At 68.6% G+C, this 19,902-nt stretch carries 16 protein-coding genes; 3 read left to right on the top strand and 13 right to left on the bottom strand.

Features of this window, described 5'->3' with window-relative positions; all coding sequences use genetic code 11:
• Window positions 1-82: 82 nt before the first annotated feature.
• Window positions 83-286 carry a cold-shock protein gene (locus H0264_RS03215; RefSeq protein ID WP_029925108.1) on the bottom strand — a complete coding sequence of 68 codons (204 nt, stop codon included), beginning with the start codon at window positions 284-286 and terminating at the stop codon, window positions 83-85.
• 497 nt (window positions 287-783) lie between these two features.
• Between H0264_RS03215 and H0264_RS03210 the strand changes: the two genes are divergently transcribed.
• On the top strand, window positions 784-3,117 hold the full coding sequence (locus H0264_RS03210) for a DEAD/DEAH box helicase (protein WP_231083911.1): 2,334 nt from the start codon (window positions 784-786) through the stop codon (window positions 3,115-3,117).
• A 363-nt stretch (window positions 3,118-3,480) separates the two neighbouring features.
• Here H0264_RS03210 and H0264_RS03205 read toward each other — a convergent pair whose 3' ends face one another.
• From H0264_RS03205 to ssd, 7 genes are all read right to left on the bottom strand, one after another.
• The gene (locus H0264_RS03205) at window positions 3,481-3,930 is read right to left on the bottom strand and encodes an Rv3654c family TadE-like protein (protein ID WP_181582575.1); all 450 of its coding nucleotides are present in this window, start codon (window positions 3,928-3,930) and stop codon (window positions 3,481-3,483) included.
• Window positions 3,927-4,241 carry a TadE family type IV pilus minor pilin gene (locus H0264_RS03200; RefSeq protein ID WP_181582574.1) on the bottom strand — a complete coding sequence of 105 codons (315 nt, stop codon included), beginning with the start codon at window positions 4,239-4,241 and terminating at the stop codon, window positions 3,927-3,929. The genes H0264_RS03205 and H0264_RS03200 overlap by 4 nt, the downstream gene beginning before the upstream one ends.
• A 35-nt stretch (window positions 4,242-4,276) precedes the next feature.
• Entirely contained in the window at window positions 4,277-4,480 is a 204-nt protein-coding gene (locus tag H0264_RS03195) for a DUF4244 domain-containing protein (protein WP_231087216.1), read from the bottom strand.
• Window positions 4,481-4,579: 99 nt separating this feature from the next.
• Window positions 4,580-5,182, bottom strand: coding sequence for a type II secretion system F family protein (locus tag H0264_RS03190; RefSeq protein WP_181582572.1), 603 nt, complete (start codon window positions 5,180-5,182; stop codon window positions 4,580-4,582).
• Window positions 5,183-5,293: 111 nt separating this feature from the next.
• On the bottom strand, window positions 5,294-6,115 hold the full coding sequence (locus H0264_RS03185) for a type II secretion system F family protein (protein WP_231083910.1): 822 nt from the start codon (window positions 6,113-6,115) through the stop codon (window positions 5,294-5,296).
• A 1,124-nt stretch (window positions 6,116-7,239) separates the two neighbouring features.
• Window positions 7,240-8,424 (bottom strand): TadA family conjugal transfer-associated ATPase, encoded by a 1,185-nt coding sequence (locus tag H0264_RS03180; RefSeq protein WP_181582571.1) that lies wholly within the window; start codon window positions 8,422-8,424, stop codon window positions 7,240-7,242.
• 223 nt (window positions 8,425-8,647) lie between these two features.
• Window positions 8,648-9,859, bottom strand: a complete 1,212-nt coding sequence (gene ssd, locus H0264_RS03175) for a septum site-determining protein Ssd (RefSeq protein WP_181582570.1) — start codon at window positions 9,857-9,859, stop codon at window positions 8,648-8,650.
• A gap of 370 nt (window positions 9,860-10,229) precedes the next feature.
• On the opposite strand from ssd, the gene H0264_RS03170 reads away from it, so the two are divergent.
• Window positions 10,230-11,039 (top strand): HAD family hydrolase, encoded by an 810-nt coding sequence (locus H0264_RS03170; protein WP_231087215.1) that lies wholly within the window; start codon window positions 10,230-10,232, stop codon window positions 11,037-11,039.
• 488 nt (window positions 11,040-11,527) lie between these two features.
• Here H0264_RS03170 and H0264_RS03165 read toward each other — a convergent pair whose 3' ends face one another.
• Genes H0264_RS03165 through H0264_RS03145 form a run of 5 tightly spaced genes read right to left on the bottom strand, consistent with a single transcriptional unit; the run spans window position 11,528 to window position 17,424 of the window.
• Window positions 11,528-12,274 carry a Fic family protein gene (locus tag H0264_RS03165; RefSeq protein ID WP_181582569.1) on the bottom strand — a complete coding sequence of 249 codons (747 nt, stop codon included), beginning with the start codon at window positions 12,272-12,274 and terminating at the stop codon, window positions 11,528-11,530.
• A gap of 55 nt (window positions 12,275-12,329) precedes the next feature.
• On the bottom strand, window positions 12,330-14,003 hold the full coding sequence (locus H0264_RS03160) for a dipeptide ABC transporter ATP-binding protein (protein WP_181582568.1): 1,674 nt from the start codon (window positions 14,001-14,003) through the stop codon (window positions 12,330-12,332).
• Window positions 14,000-14,980: an ABC transporter permease gene (locus H0264_RS03155; protein WP_181582567.1), complete on the bottom strand. Its 981-nt coding sequence runs from the start codon at window positions 14,978-14,980 to the stop codon at window positions 14,000-14,002. Before H0264_RS03155 ends, H0264_RS03160 begins: the two co-directional genes overlap by 4 nt.
• Complete coding sequence (locus H0264_RS03150; RefSeq protein ID WP_181582566.1) at window positions 14,973-15,899, bottom strand: ABC transporter permease; 927 nt, start codon at window positions 15,897-15,899, stop codon at window positions 14,973-14,975. The genes H0264_RS03155 and H0264_RS03150 overlap by 8 nt, the downstream gene beginning before the upstream one ends.
• Window positions 15,900-15,912: 13 nt before the next feature.
• Entirely contained in the window at window positions 15,913-17,424 is a 1,512-nt protein-coding gene (locus tag H0264_RS03145) for a peptide ABC transporter substrate-binding protein (protein ID WP_231087214.1), read from the bottom strand.
• 350 nt (window positions 17,425-17,774) lie between these two features.
• Here H0264_RS03145 and acs point away from each other — a divergent pair, with 350 nt between their 5' ends.
• Window positions 17,775-19,724: an acetate--CoA ligase gene (gene acs, locus H0264_RS03140; protein WP_181582565.1), complete on the top strand. Its 1,950-nt coding sequence runs from the start codon at window positions 17,775-17,777 to the stop codon at window positions 19,722-19,724.
• The last annotated feature ends 178 nt before the right edge of the window (window positions 19,725-19,902 follow it).

Here is a 19,902-nt window from a genome sequence, read left to right as displayed (position 1 = left end):
CGAGTGTAATGGGTCCAGATATGGGTCGTCCCCCACCGCCGGGTGGCGATGGGGGACGGAACCCTATGGGGTAGGCCCGCTATCAGAGCGCGCGAACACCAGTGGCCTGCGGGCCCTTGGTGCCCTGGCCGACCTCGAACTCGACCTTCTGGTTCTCCTCGAGGGTGCGGAAGCCCGATCCCTGGATCTCGGAGTAGTGGACGAAGACGTCAGCGGAGCCGTCCTCGGGCGCGATGAAGCCGAACCCCTTCTCCGCGTTGAACCACTTCACAGTTCCCTGTGCCATTCTGTTCCTTCTCTTTCCATACCGGAACGGCGGACAAGTAGGTTCATCCACCGGGTCCGTTCCGACCGCTGTACTCTGTTCCCCCTGCAGGAAAGCACCCAGTACACCGTTCGCAACATCGATCCTGCTGATGGTTTGGACTTTGGATCCGTCCCTCGAACACAGAAGCTTGCGACCAGGAACCAGTGAACCATGTCTTCGCGCAATTCAACAGCCGAGTTACCCACAATTTGCAAAAAAGTTGATCTTGCGAATGCGCAGGTGAGGGGCGTAATGCCCAAATCCGTACTCGAAGTTGGTTTGCTTCCGAATAACAGAGCGAGCATCTGGCAAACAGGGTGTGAGCCAGGTCGCTACTCTGCAGTGAAATGGCAGGTAGGGCGACGGATGCACACACCGTTCGCACCCGGAGTGCGTGTCGAGGTGTCGGTTCGGTGAAAGCCGGAGACCAGACGGATCGGTCTGAAATAGGCAGCGATCCGAGCTATGGCCAATCGTTGCTGAATCGTGTCCTAACCAGCTTCAGCAGCGGTGACCCCCGCCTCACCCACGTCAGCGAGCTACCTGCGCGAGCGGCCCAGGTCACGGAATGGCCCGAATGGATATCTCCCGACGTCCTCGCCGCGGTGCAGGCCACCGGGGTCGAGGCGCCATGGGCCCACCAGACCCGCGCCGCGGATATCGCCGCAGGTGGCGGGCATGTCGTAATCAGCACGGGGACCGCTTCGGGCAAGTCTCTGGCCTATCAGATGCCGGTGCTGACAGCCCTGCGGGAGGATCCGCGGGCCACCGCGCTCTACCTGTCGCCCACCAAAGCGCTGGGTGCGGACCAGTTGCGCATGGCCACCGAGATGACCGGTGCCGATTCGTTGCGCGGGATTCACCCGGCGCCCTACGACGGAGACACACCGCAGGAGATACGGCAGTGGGTGCGGTCCAACTCGCGCTGGGTTTTCACCAATCCCGACATGCTGCACCTGGGCCTGCTGCGCTCACACGAGCGGTGGGGACGGCTACTGCGACAGCTGCGCTATGTGGTCGTCGACGAATGCCATACATATAGAGGGGTTTTCGGGTCCCACGTGGCGCTGGTGCTGCGGCGACTGCGCCGCATGGCCGCGCGATACGGGGCCGATCCGGTGTTCGTGCTGTGCTCGGCGACCACCAGCGACCCGGCGCACACCGCCTCGAAACTCATCGGGGCGCCCTGCACCGCGGTCACCGAGGACGGCTCGCCGCAGGGGGCGCGGACCGTGGCGCTGTGGGAGCCACCGCTCGTCGGCGGGGGCCTGACCGGGGAAAACGGTGCCGCCGTACGCAAGTCGGCGGGAGCGGAAGCCGCCAAGGTCATGGCCGAACTCGTGGCCGAAGGGGCACGGACGCTCACCTTCGTGCGGTCGCGGCGCGGCGCCGAACTCATCGCGATGGATACACGGCGGCTGCTGGCGGATGTGGATGCCGAACTGGCGGAACGGGTTGCGGCCTATCGGTCCGGATATCTCGCGGAGGATCGGCGGGCACTGGAGGCGGCGCTGTCGGAAGGCGCGCTGCTCGGGGCCGCCACCACCAATGCGCTCGAACTCGGGGTCGACATCGCCGGGTTGGATGCCGTCGTGGTGGCTGGATATCCCGGGACGGTGGCCTCGTTCTGGCAGCAGGCCGGGCGCGCCGGGCGGCGGACACAGGGGTCGTTGGTGCTGCTCATCGCCCGTGACGATCCGCTCGACACCTATCTCGTGCACCATCCGGAGGCGCTGCTCGGGCGACCGCTGGAGGCCAGCATCACCGATCCGCACAATCCCTATGTATTGGGGCCGCATCTGCTGTGCGCGGCCATGGAACAGCCGCTCACCGATGCCGAAGTACTGGAATACGGTGCGTGGGAACTACTTTCCGGGCTCGCGCGACAGGGGATGATCCGGCGGCGACCCGGGGCGGGACGGGATGGTTCGGCCCGGTGGTTCACCACCGCCGACGCGCATCCGCACGATGCGGTGGACGTGCGCGGGGGCATCGGTGCGGCCATCGCCATCGTGGACTGCGAAACCGGGCGCATGCTGGGCACCACCGATGCCGGGCGGGCGCCGGCGACCTTGCATCCAGGGGCCGTGCACCTGCATCAGGGCGAGAGTTTCGTGGTCGACGAGCTGGACCTGGACGAGGGCATCGCGCTGGTGCGCGCGGAGACGCCGGGGTGGACCACCAGCGCGCGGGCGGTCACCTCGATCGAGCTCGACGAGGTCACCGAGGAGCGGACATACGGGCAGGTCACCACGGGTCTGGGCCGGGTGTTCGTGACGCGGCAGGTGGTGGGGTATCTGCGCAGGCTGGCCGGCGGTGAGGTGCTCGACATGGTGCCGCTGGACATGCCCGCGCAGACGCTGCCGACGCGGGCCGTGTTCTATACGGTCACGCCGGAGCTGTTGCGGCGGGCGGGAATCGACGCCCGGCAAGCGGCGGGGGCGCTGCACGCGGCCGAACACGCCGCCATCGGCATGCTGCCGCTGGTCGCGACCTGTGACCGGTGGGATATCGGCGGTGTGTCCACGGCCGAGCACGCCGATACCGGACTGCCCACGGTGTTCGTCTATGACGGGCATCCCGGTGGGGCCGGCTTCGCCGAGCGCGGGTTCGCCCGGCTGCGGCACTGGCTGGCGGCGACGCTCGCAGCCATCCGGTCCTGCGGATGCAGTAGCGGGTGCCCGTCCTGTGTACAGTCGCCCAAGTGCGGAAACGGCAACAATCCGCTGGACAAGGCCGGTGCGGCGCGGCTGCTCGGCGCGGTGCTGAGCGAGCTCGCGGATGGTGACGAGGGCGCGGTCCAACCGTGATGCCGCCGTCGCCGGAGTGACACCGCGGCGACATCCGACCAACCAGTAGGGATCCGGCAGCTGGGTGGTATCGGGCGGCGTTCCGAGTGCTTCGGCACGAGTCGTGCGACACGCGGCACTTGGTCGAATAAAGAGGGATGTGATCCTGTTAACTGAGGGGTTGCTCCGTTCGATAATGTCGCTAGCGCATTTACCTGTGCATTCTTTGAGAACAGACTTCAGGATCGAATTGGAAAGTGATCGGTATCCAAACTATTCGCCTATCACTTTCATCCGAATTCGGTATTGATCGACACGCGGTGTGGTCCGCGCCATCGCATTTCTAACCGACTGCTCGGTACGAGTTGTTGTTATCGGACTTCGCTAGGGGATATCGCCGGCCGGGCCCGCCCGCGCCGCGGCGCGAACCGGTCGAACGCCCAGTGGACCGAGAGACATACGCATCTCGACAGTGACTGTCACATCCCAGTCGGCGACCACACAATCGAGCACTCGCACATTCATGCGGCGGGCGATCGTCTCGGCGCGGGCACAGCCCGCGGTGTTACCGCCGTCGAGGGCCGCTGCCGCCGCCAGCGCGGCCAGATCCGCCGCCGACTGGACGTGGTGACGGCCCACCACCGCCGCCCCTACCTGGCCGATCAGCAGGGTCATCGCCAGCAGTGCCGCCAGGGCCAGACATGCGGTCAGCGTCACACCACCGGCATCGTCACAGACCGTCGCGCCGCGACCGCGGCGCGGTGTGCCGGGATCTGCGACACAGTGCCACGGCTCGGGCGTGTCGCGGGTCGCGGGGCGGCCTCGCCGGGTCATCGCGTCTCCTCGGGCTCGCGGGCCGCCACCGCTTCGGCGCGCAGCGGCACCGAGAGCAGTGGTGCCCGTGCGGTCACCACCGCGATCACCAGGTCACGGTCGGTTCGCACGGTCACCACGGCTCCCGGCGGGGCCACCTCCCGGGCGATCGGCACCGCCCGCGCCTCGTCACCGCGTGCCGTCAGGCGCGCGGCCTCCCGGGCAGCGTCGACACAGCGCACCTGCGCCGACGCCGCCAGCACCACCCCGGCACCCAGCACGAGCACCGCGACCAGTGCCGCCAGCGCGAGGGCCGCCTCGACCGTGGCCATCCCCCGATCCCCGGCCGGTCGCGGCGCGTCCCGGATCACCCGACCGAGGTCTTCAACGCCTTGTCGATGATCTTCGTCAGGGCGTTGACGATGCTGTCCCCGGTCACCACCGCGTACAGCACCGCCCCGAACGCCGCCGCGGCGATCGTGCCGATGGCGTATTCGGCCGTACTCATCCCCTCCTCTCCCACCGCGGCCGCCAGCAGCCGCGCCCGCAGGCCCCACCCCAGGTTCCGCACAGTGGATCGCACAGTCACTCCCCTCCTCACGACGATGCGGACGCTCCGCACCGTCCTCACACCGATGCGGCCGTCCCGCACCGGCACACCCATGGCCCGTCACAGCAGGCCGTCGCCCAGCACGTGACCGGCCAGGCCGATCACCACCGGCACGATCCCCAGGCACACGAACGCCGGCAGGAAACACAGCCCCAGCGGCCCGCTGATCAATACCCCCGCCCGTTCGGCCCGCGCGACCGCGGCATCCTCGACCGCGGCCCGCCGCTGTTCCGCCAACTCGCCGACCCCGGCCGCGAGCCCCGCCCCCGACCGCGCCGACCGCCGGACCATTCGCACCAGCGCCCCCACCGTCTCGTCGGTACAGCCCACGCTCGCTTGCTCCCACGCGGTGAGCGGATCCGCCCCCAGCAGCAAAAGGTCTGCGGCCCGGCGCAATACGCCGCGCATCGGCTCCGGTGCGCCCGCGGCCACCGCACCCGCCGCAGCCGCCGCGGGCAAGCCCGCCCGCAGGCACGCCGCGAAGAGATCGAGCGTGCCCGCCGCACCCAGCGGATCGACTGCACAGTCTGAAACCCGGCCGCCGCGAACAGCTTTGTGCGGCAGCCCCCGAATTCCCGCCAGTCGGCGCGCCGCACCGGCCCTCCCCGGAAGCAGCAGCAGTGCGACTGCGACAAGCGCAAGGGGTATCGACAGTTGGTTCATCGCATCCACTCCCCGATCCAAATCGATCTCGACGTCCAGCCGACGCGCCGACGTCGGTGGACCTCCGCGGATTCACCTGTGCCTCCGGCGAACCGGGCACCGGAGCGCCGCTCACCGCAGGACTCGCTCGGTAGTGGCGTCGGTCCACAGCAGTCCGGCACAGGCGAGGCTCGATCCCAGCGGGAGCAGCCACGAGCCGGCCGAAGAACCGAACAGAACATGCATCGGGGCAGCGCCCATCACCTGGCCCAGCCCGACCCCCAGCACCGGTAGGCCGGCGAGCACGGCCGCAGTTGCACGTGGACCCGCCAGCGCCGCATGTGTCCGATCCCGGAACCTCCTGCGCCCCAGCAGATCCACCCGCGCGGCCGACAGCAGCTCCGCAAGCGCCAGCCCGTGCTGTTCGGCGACCTGCCACGCCTCGGCGATGCGCGACAGTTCCACCGCCACAGCACTTTCCGGCCGACGCAGCGCATCGGCCCCGGAACCGCCGAGCCTGCTGCGAGCGGCACTGACCGCGAACACCCGCCCCACCTCCCCGCCCGTCTCCCGTGCCGCGATCTCGGCCGCCGCACTCGGATGCGCCCCGACCCGCAGCTCCCCGATGACCGTCTCCAGTCCCTCCAGCAACCGCCCACACGCAGCGGTCCGCCGCGCCTCCCGCAGCGCCCGGCGTCGCCGCACCACGAACGTCCCCACCACCAGCAACGCCGCAACCAAGGGGCCGACGCCGACAGCGAACAAAGCCGCCAGTCCCGCACCGACACCGGCCCGAATCACCCAGGCAATCGGCAGTTTCCGGCTCTTCCGGCCGTCATACAACCGGGCGAATCGCCGCCGTGCCGCCGACTCCGGCGCAACGGTCAGCGCCAGCGCCGAACACACCAGCGCCACCTCCACCTGCCCCACCTCCACCCCCGCAAGCCTCACCACATCCGTCCCTCCCTCCGGAGTCGCTACCGCCTCCCCTGATCCGGCTACCGAGCCTCTACTCGCGATGTCAGCAGTAGGAACAATCCGCCGGTCTGCCCGCATCCCCGACACAGCCGGACGAGCATCCACCGGAGCGATCGCACACCTCGGTGGGCATCTCCGTCCCTGATGCCGGGTACCGACCGGCCTCGCTCGGAGGCGCGCCGAATCCCGCACGCAAAGGAGCGACCGGGCGCTCGCCCCTCTTCGCCAGGCTGACACGCGCGACCGGCACCGGCTCCGCCGGCCTCGCGGTGGAGTCCGTACCGCCGGGAACAGCATGGCTCGCAACACCTTTCGCACGACTCACGACTCCCACGCCCCCTGAATGCGGATCAGCCGGCGCATCCGCCGCTGAAGTCGTCTCGGAACAGATCTGCCGAGCGGCGTCGCAGCAGTGGATACCGCCGCAGCGCGGGCAGTGACCGGCGGGGTGCGACGTGGAGTTCGCGCATACGGGATCGTGCTCGCCCGCAGCATATTTCGCACGGCCGAGTCGAGGTGATGCCGGCAGCTCGACACGAAGGTCCGCGGTTGACATCGCGCCGTATTTCGCCGGGCTCACGTCTACGTCAGGATTCGGGGGCACCGAATCAGCGGCATGAACTTTCCCGAGAGTAGTGAACGCGACCGAGCCTTCCGCTGACGGCGGACCGGAGCGTGGTGGGGGCGCAGGTTCGTCACTGTGATGCTTGGCCGTGGGCGTTGCGGGGGCGGTGCCGCACCGGAGGCGCCAGCGGCGCACTAGCCCCGGCGGCTGACTGTGCCGCCACCAGGATTGCTTGTGAGGGCGCATGTTTCGTGCGGTGGGGGTGCAGACGGTGCGCTCGGTCGGCGCGGCCGCAGTGCCGGGTTCCGGGTTGTGGGAGGGCGTGGTCATGGGGACGTCCTTCGATCGGGTGCAGTGACGGTTGTGGGCTTGGCGGCAAGGTCGAGGGCGGGTCGTCGTAGTCGGTGGAACCGGAGCCCAGCTCGTCGAATCCACCTCTGCATCATCGGGAGGGCCGCGGAGCGGAGCCGGAGAAGTGGTCGCCTCGCGGGGCCGATGGCCTTCCGGGCCGAAGCGGTGATCGGGGTCGAGGCGGTCATTGGGTTGTCCTTTCTTCGAGCAAGGTGGTGAGGGTTGAGGCGCCGGGGGTGGGGCGGGAATCGGCGGTCCAGGCCGGGCAGATTTCGACTTCGCCGAGGGTGCGGGTGACCACGCCTATTTCGCGGAGGGTGCGGGCGCCGTCGGGGTGGCGGTGAACGTGGAGGACTATCTGGAAGGCGGCGGCCAGCTGGCTGTGGAGGGCGGGGCGGGACATGCCGCCGAGGGCGGCGAGGGCTTCCAGGCGGGCGGGGACTTCGCGCGGGGAGTTGGCGTGGACGGTGCCGGCGCCGCCGTCGTGGCCGGTGTTGAGGGCGGTCAGGAGGTCTATGACCTCGGGGCCTCGGACCTCGCCCACGACGATGCGGTCGGGGCGCATGCGGAGGGCTTGGCGGACCAGGTCGCGGACCGTGATCTCCCCCGCGCCTTCGACATTCGGCGGGCGGGCCACCAGGCGGACCACGTGCGGGTGGGGTGGGGCGAGCTCGGCCGCGTCCTCGACACAGATGATGCGTTCGGCGGCAGGGACTTTCGCGAGAAGTGCCGACAACAGCGTGGTTTTGCCCGCTCCCGTGCCGCCCACGACCAGGAAGGCCAGGCGGGCTCGGACGATCTGCTCCAGTAGGTGCTTCGCGTCGGCGGGGATGGCGCTGGAGGCGGCCAGGGCATCCAGGCCCTGCGAGGCTGGGCGGAGCACCCGCAGTGAGAGGCAGGTTCCCGCCTGGGATACAGGCGCGAGGACGGCATGCAGACGGACACCGGACGAATTGCCCAGTGCGGCTTCGGTGCCCACCAGGCGACCGTCGACCCAGGGTTGCGCATCGTCGAGGCGGCGGCCCGCCGACAGCGCCAGGCGCTGAGCCAAGCGGCGCACCGCGGCCTCGTCGGTGAAGCGAATTCCGGTGCGGCACAGGCCGTGGCCTCGGTCCACCCAGACCGCGTCCGGCGCGGTGACCAGCACATCGGCCACGTCCGGATCGCGCAGCAACGGCTCCAGCACACCGGCGCCGGTCAGTTCCGTCTGCAGCAGGCGCAGGGCGTGCAGCAGGTCGGAGTCGCCGAGGACGCCGCCCGCCTCGGTCCGGATGGCAGCCGCCACCTGCACCGGATCGGTGTCGGCGCCATCGTCGGCGAGCCGCTCGCGGACTCGGTCCAGCAGCTCGGGTGTGACCAGAGCGCTCATCGGAACCCGCCTCCCGAACCGCCTACGCTGCCGAAGCGCCTCGCGTACAGCGGATTTCGCAAGGCGGCACTGCGCGGGAGCGTGCCTCTCCCCCGGATCGGACCACGGCGCTCCCGGTCCACCCGGGCAGGACGAAGGCGGGCGGCGGCCGCCGGAACGGAGTGCGCTCGCGTCGCGGACTCGGACAGCACCGGCGGAAACAGGATTCGGAACGGCGGCGGGTTCATCGCGCACCCACGGGGTCGGAGCAGGTGTCCATCGAGGGGCGCAACGGGATTCGCGCGGTGGAGCGGGCGGCGGGCCATTGCGGGCGATGCGGGATCGGGCGGGGCGCGCGGCGGGCCGGGGAGATGGGGCGGGTGGTGTCAACTTCGACGAGGGCGTCGAGGACTGCTTCGGCGGCGGTGCGGAGGGGACCGCGGCGGCGGACGGTGAGGCCGCCGCGTTCGAGACGTTCGGAGAGGCCGGGTTGCGGGCGGACGGCGGCCAGGAGGGGAAGGTGGAGGGCGTCGGCGATTTCGCGGGCGCGCAGGCCGCCGGGGGCGGGGCCGCGAACTATCAGGTGGACGTTGGGGTTTCGGGCGGTGAGGCGGGCGGCGGCGGATTCGGCGGCGGCGAGGGCGCGCAGGTGAGCGGGGACGGTGAGGATCACCAGGTCGGCCGTTTCGAGGATGTGGGTGGCGTGCGGGGCACGCTCGGTGGACAGATCGCAGACCACGAGGTTGCCGGCGGCACGGGTGGCGTCGAGGACCGCGCGGACCGCGGTGGGGGTGAGTTCCGTTGCGGTGGAGGCTCTTCCGCAGGAGAGGACGGAGACGCCGGCGAGGGCGGGGAGGGCCTCGTGCAGGGCGGCGGCGGAGATGCGGCCGGTTTCGATGGTGAGGTCGGGCCAGCGCGGGCCGGGGGTGGTTTCGATGCCGAGGAGGAGATCGATGCCGCCGCCGTAGGGCGCGGCGTCGAGCAGGAGGGTGTGGTCGCGGAAGCGGGTGGCGGCGGCGATGGCGATGGCGGCGGACAGGGTGGACGCGCCCGAGCCGCCGGACGCGCCGGCGACTGCCACCACGACTCCGTCGTCTCGGGTGCGGTGGTCGTGGGCGGTGAAGGCGGCGATGAGGGTGTCGGCGGCGGCGGGCAGGGGCAGGACTTGTTCGGCGCCGATTTCGGCGGCGGTCTGCCAGTCGAGCAAACCCGGCTCCTCGCCGGTGATCAGGAGAATTCCCGGGCGGCGCGGGCAATCACCGGAGATGCACTGCCGGGCGGCGGGGGTGTCGAGAATTATGACGGCGCCCGCTGTCCAGGCGTGGCGGCCGAGGGGTGCGGAGTGTTCTTCGAGCGGACGGTCGGCGGCGGCCGCGATGCGGCGAACCTCCTCGCGCAGTCGGGCGTCGGTGATGGCGGCCAGGGCCGGGGCTGCCGTGGTGGCGTCGAAGTTCATGCAGGTCAGAGTGATCCTGCGAAGGACGTGCCGGAAGGGGGTCTTCGGCGATTGGGGATAACACAGTGCCTGTTCACATGCGCTCGATGAGCGCAGCTCCCACATTCGAGCGGGGAGAGACCGAACCTGTCCGTAAATAGAGGACGGCCCCAGCCGGGGGGGGAGGAGGCTGGGGCCGTCGGGTTCAGCCCCGGGGGGTCGGGCTGAACGCGCCTGGACCATGTCCAGGTAATTGCGATACTACACCCAAGCCCCGCCAGGATTGCAAGTCCACCGGGCGAGTCTTTTTCCCGCTGACACGTCCCGGCTTCCGGCCGGCAAACCCGAACAAACGTGCCGCGATGCCCGCCGGCCGCCGCCGAAACCTATCCTGGACTGCGTGACAGCCGAGCGCGGACGAGTCGCCGCCTTCTTCGATCTCGACAAAACGGTGATCGCCAGGTCGAGCGCCTTCGTGTTCAGCAAGCCGTTTCTGGACCAGGGACTGCTCAGCAGGCGTGCCGTGCTGGAGAGCAGCTACGCCCACTTCCTGTTCCTGCTCTCCGGTGCGGACCACGACCAGATGGAGCGCATGCGGGAGCACCTCACCAAGATGTGCGCCGGATGGGATGTCGAACAGGTGCGCTCGGTGGTGGCCGAGACGTTGCACGACATCGTGGATCCGCTCATCTACGCCGAGGCCGCGGATCTCATTGCCGACCACCGCATTCGGGGGCACGAGGTGATCATCGTGTCGGCCTCCGGCGAGGAGGTGGTGGGGCCGATCGCGGCGGCGCTGGGCGCCGATCATGTGGCGGCCACCCGCATGGTGGTCGAAAACAACAGGTACACCGGCGAAGTCGAGTTCTACTGCTACGGCGAGGGCAAGGTCGAGGCGATGAAAAGGCTTGCCACGGAACAGGGTTACGACCTGTCGCGGTGCTATGCCTATTCGGATTCGGTGACGGACCTGCCCATGCTGAGCGCGGTCGGGCATCCGACGGCCGTGAACCCGGATCGGGCGCTGCGCAAGGAGGCGCTGGGGCGCGGGTGGCCGGTGCTCACGTTCGAGAATCCGGTGTCGCTGTGGGCGCGCATTCCGGCGCCGTCGACCACGACGGTCGCGGCGAGTGTGGCGGTCGGGCTCGGGGCGGTGGCCGCGGGAGCGCTGAGTTATCGGCTGCTGCGGCGGAAGCGGTAGCAAACAAACCGCACGCCTACCAGAAACGCCCGAGGGCCAAAACCGCGAGACACGCCGAATATTTGAATGTTTTCGCAGCTCTTGATGTGAGGGCGCTCACAGAGTAACAATGGGTTGTACGGAAGGACGGAAGGCCAAGATCGGATCGGAAGAGAAGGTTCGTTCTCCCATCCCAACCTTCCCAGCACGGACACCAGGCACCCACGCGGAGCACGCCGCGACAAGGGCACGAGTGTTGTGGGCCTGCGTTATCCGCGGTTTCGACGGCGAGAGCCTCGCACCAGATGCGGGGATGAACCGACGAAGCCCGGAGAGCTCGCCGAGGCCGAAAAATCACAACCCGATGAGCACGCTTGGTAACCGGGTGGTCCGTGCTAGCGGGCGGTGAGGTCGCAATAGCGGCAACGCCGCCCGCTTTTATGCGCGGAACGTCCCGGCCCGTCGGCCGAAACCTCGGTGCTTCAAGCGGTTTCGGCGTCAATGGGTATTTACCCTGCGGCCGCGTCGGCGATGGAGCGGGCTTCGCGGGCGCCGTCTTCCAGTGCGCCGCAGGTGAAGATGACCCAGCCGCCCACCCCTTCGGCGGTACCCATGCCGAACGCGGCGGCGGCGTCGAGGTACGCCTGGCGGCGGCGGAGCCAGAAGACCTCGGGGACACCGAGGCTGTGCGGGTCCAGGCCACTGGACACGGCCACGAGGCGGGAGGCGGCGCGGGCGACGATGCCGTCGCCGGTGCCGAAAGGCTTGAGGGCCAGCAGTTCTCCGTGCACGACGGCCGCGACCACGGGCGCGGGCGCCTTGGTGGTGGTGATGGTCTGGGTGAGCAGGTCCAGGCGTTCGGCTACGCCGGGGACACTGCGGGGGCGGCCGAGGAGTTGCTGGTCTTCGACCATGTCGGCGGCGGCCAGGAGATGCAGGCGGGCCAGCGCCTGCAGCGGCGCGCGCTGCCAGACGGCGACCAGGTTGGTGAGGGCTTCGCCGTCCAGGGCCTGACCGACGCGCAGGGCGCCGGCGAGGATGGGGTCCTCGACATTGCCGTCGGCGGGGAGGTCGATGGTGCCGCCTTCGATGGCGGCCGAGGAGCGGGCGGCGCGGACGGCTGCTTCGGCGGCGGTGGTCGGCCAGCCGCGACGGTTCGTCTTGTGGCGGTGCACTTCGGCGAGTGCGTCGCGGGCCTTGTCGGCGGCTTCGCGGACGCCGGGTAGGTCGACGAGGGGCTGCAGCGGGTCGGTCACGAAAGACCAGGTTACTGGGGGCCGCACTGTGATCGAGCGCGCGTGTCCGAGTCGCTCAGCTCACCAGGAGGTCCCGGCCGGGGATGGCGTCGAGGAGGCGCTGGGTGTACTCGGATCGCGGGTTGTCGAAGACCTCTGTGGTGGAAGCGCTTTCGACGACTTTGCCCTGCTGCATGACGACGACGTTGTCGGCGATCTGGCGGACGACGGCGAGGTCGTGGGTGATGAACAGGTAGGAGAGGCCGAGTTCGGCTTGGAGTTCGTTGAGCAGCTGGAGGATCTGGGCTTGCACCAGGACGTCCAGGGCGGAGACGGCTTCGTCGCAGACGACGAGCTCGGGTTCGAGGGCCAGGGCGCGGGCGATGGCGACGCGCTGGCGCTGGCCGCCGGACAGTTCACCCGGGTAGCGGGCGGTGACGCCGGCGGGCAGGGCGACCAGTTCGAGGAGTTCGCGGACGCGGGTGTCCTGTTCGGCGCGGGTGCCGATGCGATGGGTGCGCAGGGGTTCGGCGAGGGTGCGGTGGATGGAGTAGGTGGGGTCGAGGGAGCCGTACGGGTTCTGGAAGATGGGCTGGACGCTGCGGCGGAAGGGCATGCGGTGGTGGCGGGCGAGGTCGGCGACCTCGCGGCCCTTGAAGGTGACCGAGCCGGAGGTGGGGGCGAGCAGGCCGAGCACCATCTGCGCGACTGTGGTTTTGCCGGAACCTGATTCGCCGACGATGGCGGTGGTGGTGCCGCGGCGCAGGCGGAATGAGACGTCGTCCGCGGCGGCGAGTTCGGTGTGCTTCCACGGGACCGAGCCGCGAATGCGGTAGCGCTTGGTGAGGTGTTCGGCGACGAGGATGTCGTCGGGCGCGGAGGCGGGCGCTTCGGCGGCGGCCACATCCTCGGCGAGTTCGCGTATGCGTTCACGGGTGCGGACGGCGGACAGTCGCTGCGAGGCGAGCGAGGGTGCGGCGTCGACGAGCCGGCGGGTGTACTCGTGTCGCGGGTCGCGCAGGATCTCCAGTGCCGGACCGGATTCCACCACCCGTCCGCGGTACATGACCACGAGGTGTTCGGCGCGTTCGGCGGCGAGGCCGAGGTCGTGGGTGATGAGCAGGACGGCGGTGCCGAGTTCGGCGGTGAGACCGTCGATGTGGTCGAGGATCTGCCGTTGCACGGTGACGTCGAGGGCGGAGGTGGGTTCGTCGGCGATGAGCAGTTTGGGTCGCGCGGACAGCCCGATGGCGATGAGGGCGCGCTGGCGCATGCCGCCGGAGTATTCGTGCGGGTACTGGTTGATTCGCCGCTCAGCGTCCGGAATACCGGCCTCTGCGAGCAGTTCCGCCGCGCGTCGCTTGGCCGCACCACCGCGCGCGATGCCATTGGCGACCAGGGTTTCGGTGATCTGGAAGCCGACCTTCCACACCGGGTCCAGGTTGGACATGGGGTCCTGCGGCACGAAGCCGATGCCATTGCCGCGCACCGCGACCAGTTCCGATTCCGAGGCGTGCGCAAGATCCTTGCCGTCGAACAGGATTCGGCCGCCGGCGACCCGCCCATTGCCCGGCAGCAGCCCGATCACGGCGTGTGCGGTGGTGGATTTCCCGGACCCGGATTCGCCGACGATGGCGACCGTCTGCCCCGGGTACACGGTCAGGTCGACGCCGCGCACGGCGTTCACGCACCGCTCCCCCGTGCCGAAAGTCACGTGCAGGTCCTGGATTTCGAGCAGTGGTGCGGTCATCGCCGTCCCTTCGGGTCGAGCGCGTCGCGCAGCGCGTCACCGAGCATGATGAAGCCGAGCACGGTCAGGGCGAGCGCGGTCGCCGGATAGAACAGGATGAGCGATCCGGCCCGCAATTGCCGTTGTCCCGCAGCGATATCCGCGCCCCAGGAGACCTCGGTGGGCGGCAGTCCGACGCCCAGGAACGACAGTGTCGCCTCGGTGACGATGAAGACGCCCAGCCAGATGGTGGTCACCACGATCACGGGCCCGAGGGCATTGGGGATGATGTGCCGCACCAGGATTCGGAGTCGTGAGACCCCGAGGGCTTCGGCGGCGGGCACGTAATCGCTGCCCTTGGCGGAGATGACCGCGCCGCGTGCGATGCGCGCCACCTGCGGCCAGGTGAAGGCGGCGAGGATCAGGATGACCATCCAGATGGTCCGGTCGGTGGCCAGCTGCATGATCACGATGGCGGCCAGCATGAGCGGGATGGCGTACACGATCTCGGCGATGCGCGAGACGATCGAATCCAGCGGTCCCCCATAGAATCCCGCGAGCGCTCCGAGCGTGCCGCCCACGAGCAGGAAGATGGCGGTCGAACCGAGACCGGTGAGCACCGACGCACGCGCCCCGTAGATGGTGCGCGCGTAGATGTCGCAGCCCTGCAGGTCGTAGCCGAACCAGTGGTCACGGTTGGGCGGGGCGAGGCTGAAATCGACTGCGCAGTACCGCGGATCCTGTCCGGTGAACAGTCCCGGGAAGGCCGCCACCAGCAGGACCAGCACGATGATCCCGGCGGACACCAGGAACAGTGGTTTGCGCCGGAGTTCCCGCCAGGCGGAGCCCCAGAAGCCGGCGGGCGTGCCGTGCACGTCCACGCGGTCGGTGGCCACCACCTCCACGTCGTCGGGCGGGGCGACCCAGCGTTGCTGTCCCGGCCGCGGATTCCCGTGCGGCGCATCCTTGTCGAGCATTCCGCGCTCCTCGTCAGGCATAGCGGATCCGTGGGTCGAGTACGGCGTAGAGCAGGTCCACGATGAGGTTGGAGATGAGGAAGACGACGATCAGCGCGGTCACGAACGACACCACGGTGGGCGCTTCGCCGCGCACGACGGCCTGGTAGAGGGTGCCGCCGACGCCGGGGATATTGAAGATGCCCTCGGTGACGATGGCCCCGCCCATGAGCGCCCCGAGATCCGCGCCGACGAAGGTGACCACGGGGATGAGCGAGTTGCGCAGGATGTGCACGACGACGACCCGCCGCCGCGACAGCCCCTTGGCGGTGGCGGTGCGCACGTAGTCGGCGTCCTTGTTCTCCGCCACCGAGTTTCGCGTCAGCCGCAGCACGTACGCGAACGACAGCGAGGCGAGCACCAGCGCGGGCACGATGAGCCGCGGGATGCTCACGTCGGAGCCGACGGTGACCGGTGCGATGCCCCATTTCACGCCGAACAGGAATTGCGCCAGGAACGCGATCACGAAGATGGGCATGGCGATGACGAGCAGGCTGGCCACCAGCATGGTGGAGTCGAACCAGCCGCCTTTGCGCAGTCCGGCGATCACACCGAAGAAGATGCCGAACACCGCCTCGAAGAACACGGCCAGTAGAGCGAGCCGGAAGGTGATCGGAAATGCCTGCGCCAGGACGTCTTTCACCGGCCGCCCGGAGTAGGAGGTGCCGAGGTCGAAGGTGAAGATGCCCTTCAGGTAGTGCCAGTACTGCGCCCAGAAGCCTTGGTCGAGACCGTATCTCGCCTTCAGCTGGGCCTCCAGCGCGGGCGTGAGCGTGCGCTGCCCGGCCAGTGCGGTCACCGAGCCGCCGGTGACCTTGTAGATCAGGTAGTAGATGAGCAGGGTCGCGCCGAAGAACACCGGGATCATCTGCAGCAGCCGCCGCACTATGTACCAGGCCATGCCCTCACCTCGCTCATTTCAGCTCGATGTTCTCGAAGTCGGCCAGCCCGTTCCAGGTCATGACGACGTTGTCCACGCGTTTGGAGTAGCCGGAGGAGGCGATGTAGTCGAAGATCGGAATCGTCGGGAGGTCACGCAGCAGCAGCGTCTGGGCCTCGCCCACGATCCGCCACGAATCCTGTTCGGTGGGTGCGGCTTCGGCGGCGGCGATGAGCCGGTCGTACTCCGGGTTCTTGTACTGCACGTCATTGGTTTCCGAGGTGGACAGGAAGCCGGGCTCCAGGAATTGCAGCATGGTCGGGTAGTCGCCCTGCCAGCCGTAGCGGAAGGCCTTGCCGATGGTGTGGTTCACGATCTGGTCGCGCAGCTGTTTGAAGGTCGGGAAGGGCGCTCCGACGGCTTCGATGCCGAGCGTGTTGCGAATGCTGTTGGCCAGAGCGTCGATCCACGCCTGATGGCCGCCGTCGGCGTTGTAGGCGATCTCGAATTTGCCGCTCCAGGGCGCTATTTCATTGGCCCGCGCCCAGAGGCGACGGGCCTCGTCCGGATTGAAGTCGAGGACCTGCGCGCCGGGCAGGTTGCCGTTGAAGCCGGGGAGCACCTGGGAGGTGTAGTCGCGGGCGGGAATCCTGGTGCCGCGGAAGATCTTCTGCCCGATGGAGGCGCGGTCGATGGCCATGGAGATGGCGTAACTGCGCAGGCGGCCTTCCTCGCCGCTGAAGTGCGGCAGGTTGGGCTGCAATCCGATCCACTGGTTCTGCGCTGTCGGCGCCTGCACGGCCCGGGATCCCAGGTCGGCCCGGAACACCGAGACGGCGCTGTCGGGGATGGTGTCGAGCACATCGAGGTTGTCCGCGAGCAGATCCGAGTACGCGGAATCGAAGTTGGAGTAGAAGACGAAGGTCAGGCCCTTGTTGCGGGGCGGGCGGCCGCCCTGGTAGCGCTCGTTGGGCACGACGGTCAGCTGGACGTCGTGCTGCCAGGCGTCCCCGTCGGCGAAACGGTAGGGCCCGTTGCCGATCGGATGTTGCCCGAACGCGTCCATGTCCTCGAAGGCCACCGCGGGCAGCGGGTAGAACGGCGCGTACGCGAGCCGGGTCCGGAAGTCGATGGTGGGTGCGATCAGATCGACGGTGAAGGTGAGGTCGTCGATCACCTTCAGCCCCGACATGGTCTGTGCGCGTGGCGGATCGGCCTGGACGTCGGCGAATCCGGCGATCGGCGCGTACGTGTAGCTCTGCAGCTGGCCGTTGGTGAGCAGCGCACCGTAGTTCCAGGCGTCCACGAAAGACCGTGCGGTGACCGGTGATCCGTCGCTGAACGTCCACCCGGGTTTCAAGCGGATGAGGAAGTGCTGCTGGTCGGTGGTCTCGATGGATTGCGCGACCTCGTCGTGCAGGACGCCTTTCGCGTCGATGTAGCGCAGGCCCGCGAAGAGCCGGTCCACGATGCGCCCGCCGCCGTTCTCATTGGTGTTGGACGGCACCAGCGGATTCTGCGGTTCGGAACCGTTGACCGCGATCATGTCCCCGTACACCGGTTTGATCGTGCAGCCTGTCAGCACGCCTGCCAGCAGCAATGCGGCCACGGCCAGCGCGACGGCGGCCCGGACCGATCGGGTGAGTCGTTTCCCGTGCTCCACCGGCGCTCCCGAATGTCGTTCACGATTCGGTCATGAGAATGCTGCGAGGTTAGGTGCCGACCATAAGCGACCACGGCCTGTGCTGTCAGGGGACCGCGCCGGATCGGCGTGAAACCTGTCACGATCCGCCGAGTGGGACCGACCGGGCAGGGCAGGCCCGCCGCAGATCACAGTCGGTTAGTGTCGAACGTGGCCGCGGTCACCCCTGCGGTAGAAGCGAGAGAAGAGACGAGATGACCGAAACCGCCGATCACCTGGATGCGTATCCACCGAGCGCTGAGTTCGCGGCCGCCGCCAATGGCGACGCGTCTCTCTACGATCGGGCCGCCGTGGATCGGGAGGCGTTCTGGGCCGAGCAGGCCGGGCGCCTGCACTGGGACGAGCCGTTCACCCGCGTGCTGGACTGGGACGACGCGCCTTTCGCCAAGTGGTTCGTGGGCGGCAAGCTGAATGTCGCCTACAACTGCGTCGACCGGCACGTACTGGACGGGCACGGGGATCAGGTCGCCATCCACTGGGAGGGCGAGCCCGGGGATTCCCGCGACATCACCTATGCCGAACTGCTGGCAGAGGTTTCGCGTGCCGCCAACTACCTGACCGGACTGGGCTTGACCGCGGGTGACCGCGTCGCCATCTACATGCCGATGGTCCCCGAGGCCATTGTCTCGATGCTCGCCTGTGCGCGACTGGGTCTCACCCACTCCGTGGTCTTCGCCGGTTTCTCCCCCAGCGCGCTGCGCCAGCGCGTGGATGATGCCGAGGCCAAGCTGGTCATCACCACCGACGGGCAGTGGCGGCGCGGGACCGCCGCACCGCTGAAATACGCTGTGGATGAGGCGCTTTCGGCCGATGGCGGCGCGCAGAGCGTGGAGCATGTGCTCGTGGTGCGGCGCACCGGCATCGACGTGCCGTGGACCGAGGGCCGCGACATCTGGTGGGACGAAACCGTTTCGCTGGCCTCGCCCGAGCACCAGGCGCAGGCGTTCGACGCCGAGCACCCGCTGTTCATCCTCTACACCTCCGGCACCACTGGTAAGCCCAAGGGCATCCTGCACACCAGCGGCGGCTACCTCACCCAGACCTCCTACACCCACCACTACGTGTTCGACCACAAGGCGGGCCAGGACGTGTACTGGTGCACCGCCGACATCGGCTGGGTCACCGGGCACTCCTACATCGTGTACGGGCCGCTGTCGAACCGGGTCACGCAGGTGGTCTACGAGGGCACCCCGAACTTCCCGAACGAGCACCGGCACTGGGAAATCATCGAAAAGTACGGTGTGAGCATCTATTACACCGCTCCCACGCTCGTGCGCACCTTCATGAAGTGGGGCCGCGAGATCCCGGAAGCACACAACCTGTCGAGCCTGCGACTGCTGGGTTCGGTCGGTGAGCCGATCAACCCGGAGGCATGGCGCTGGTACCGGGAAGTCATCGGCGCCAACACCACTCCCATCGTCGACACCTGGTGGCAGACCGAAACCGGCGCAATCATGATCTCGCCCTTGCCCGGCGTCACCGCCGCCAAACCGGGTGCGGCCATGACCCCACTGCCCGGCATCTCCTCCAAAGTCGTCGACGAGGAAGGCAACCCGGTCACCCTCGGTGAGACCGAAGCCAACGGCTACCTCGTCCTCGACCAGCCGTGGCCGTCGATGCTGCGCGGCATCTGGGGCGACAACGAGCGATACAAGGACACCTACTGGTCCAAGTACGCCGAGCAGGGCTGGTACTTCGCCGGCGACGGCGCGAAGTTGGACACCGACGGCGACCTGTGGGTCCTGGGCCGTGTCGATGACGTCATGAACGTCTCGGGCCACCGCATCTCCACCGCCGAGGTCGAATCCGCGCTGGTGGGCCACTCCGGCGTCGCCGAAGCCGCGGTCGTCGGCGCATCCGATGCGACGACCGGTCAGGGCATCGTGGCGTTCGTGATCCTCACCGCCGAAGCCAAGGACACCGGCGAGGACCTGGTCACCGAACTCAAGGCCGAAGTCTCCCGCGAGATCTCCCCCATCGCGCGTCCCCGCGAGATCCACGTGGTCCCCGAACTGCCCAAGACCCGCTCCGGCAAAATCATGCGCCGCCTGCTGCGCGACGTCGCCGAAGGCCGCGAACTCGGCGACACCTCCACCCTGGTCGATCCCAACGTCTTCGAAGCCATCCGCGCGGGCAAGGCGTAACCACAAGATCAAGGAGCTCTGGTGGCGGCGAAAGCCCGATTTTCCCGCCACCACAGCTCCCTCACCTATCGATAGCCCCGCGATGCCAGGTCGCGGGGCTGTTGGTGTGTTTGGCGCGTGCCGGTGAACTGGGCGTACGGCGCAAACCGTTAGAATCGCGTAAAAGGTGTGCCGGGAA

The organism is Nocardia huaxiensis (assembly GCF_013744875.1).
In the GTDB taxonomy this organism is placed as follows: Bacteria; Actinomycetota; Actinomycetes; order Mycobacteriales; family Mycobacteriaceae; genus Nocardia; species Nocardia huaxiensis.
Note: the sequence above shows the minus strand (reverse complement) of the source record. Positions and strands in the feature narration are given on the sequence as shown.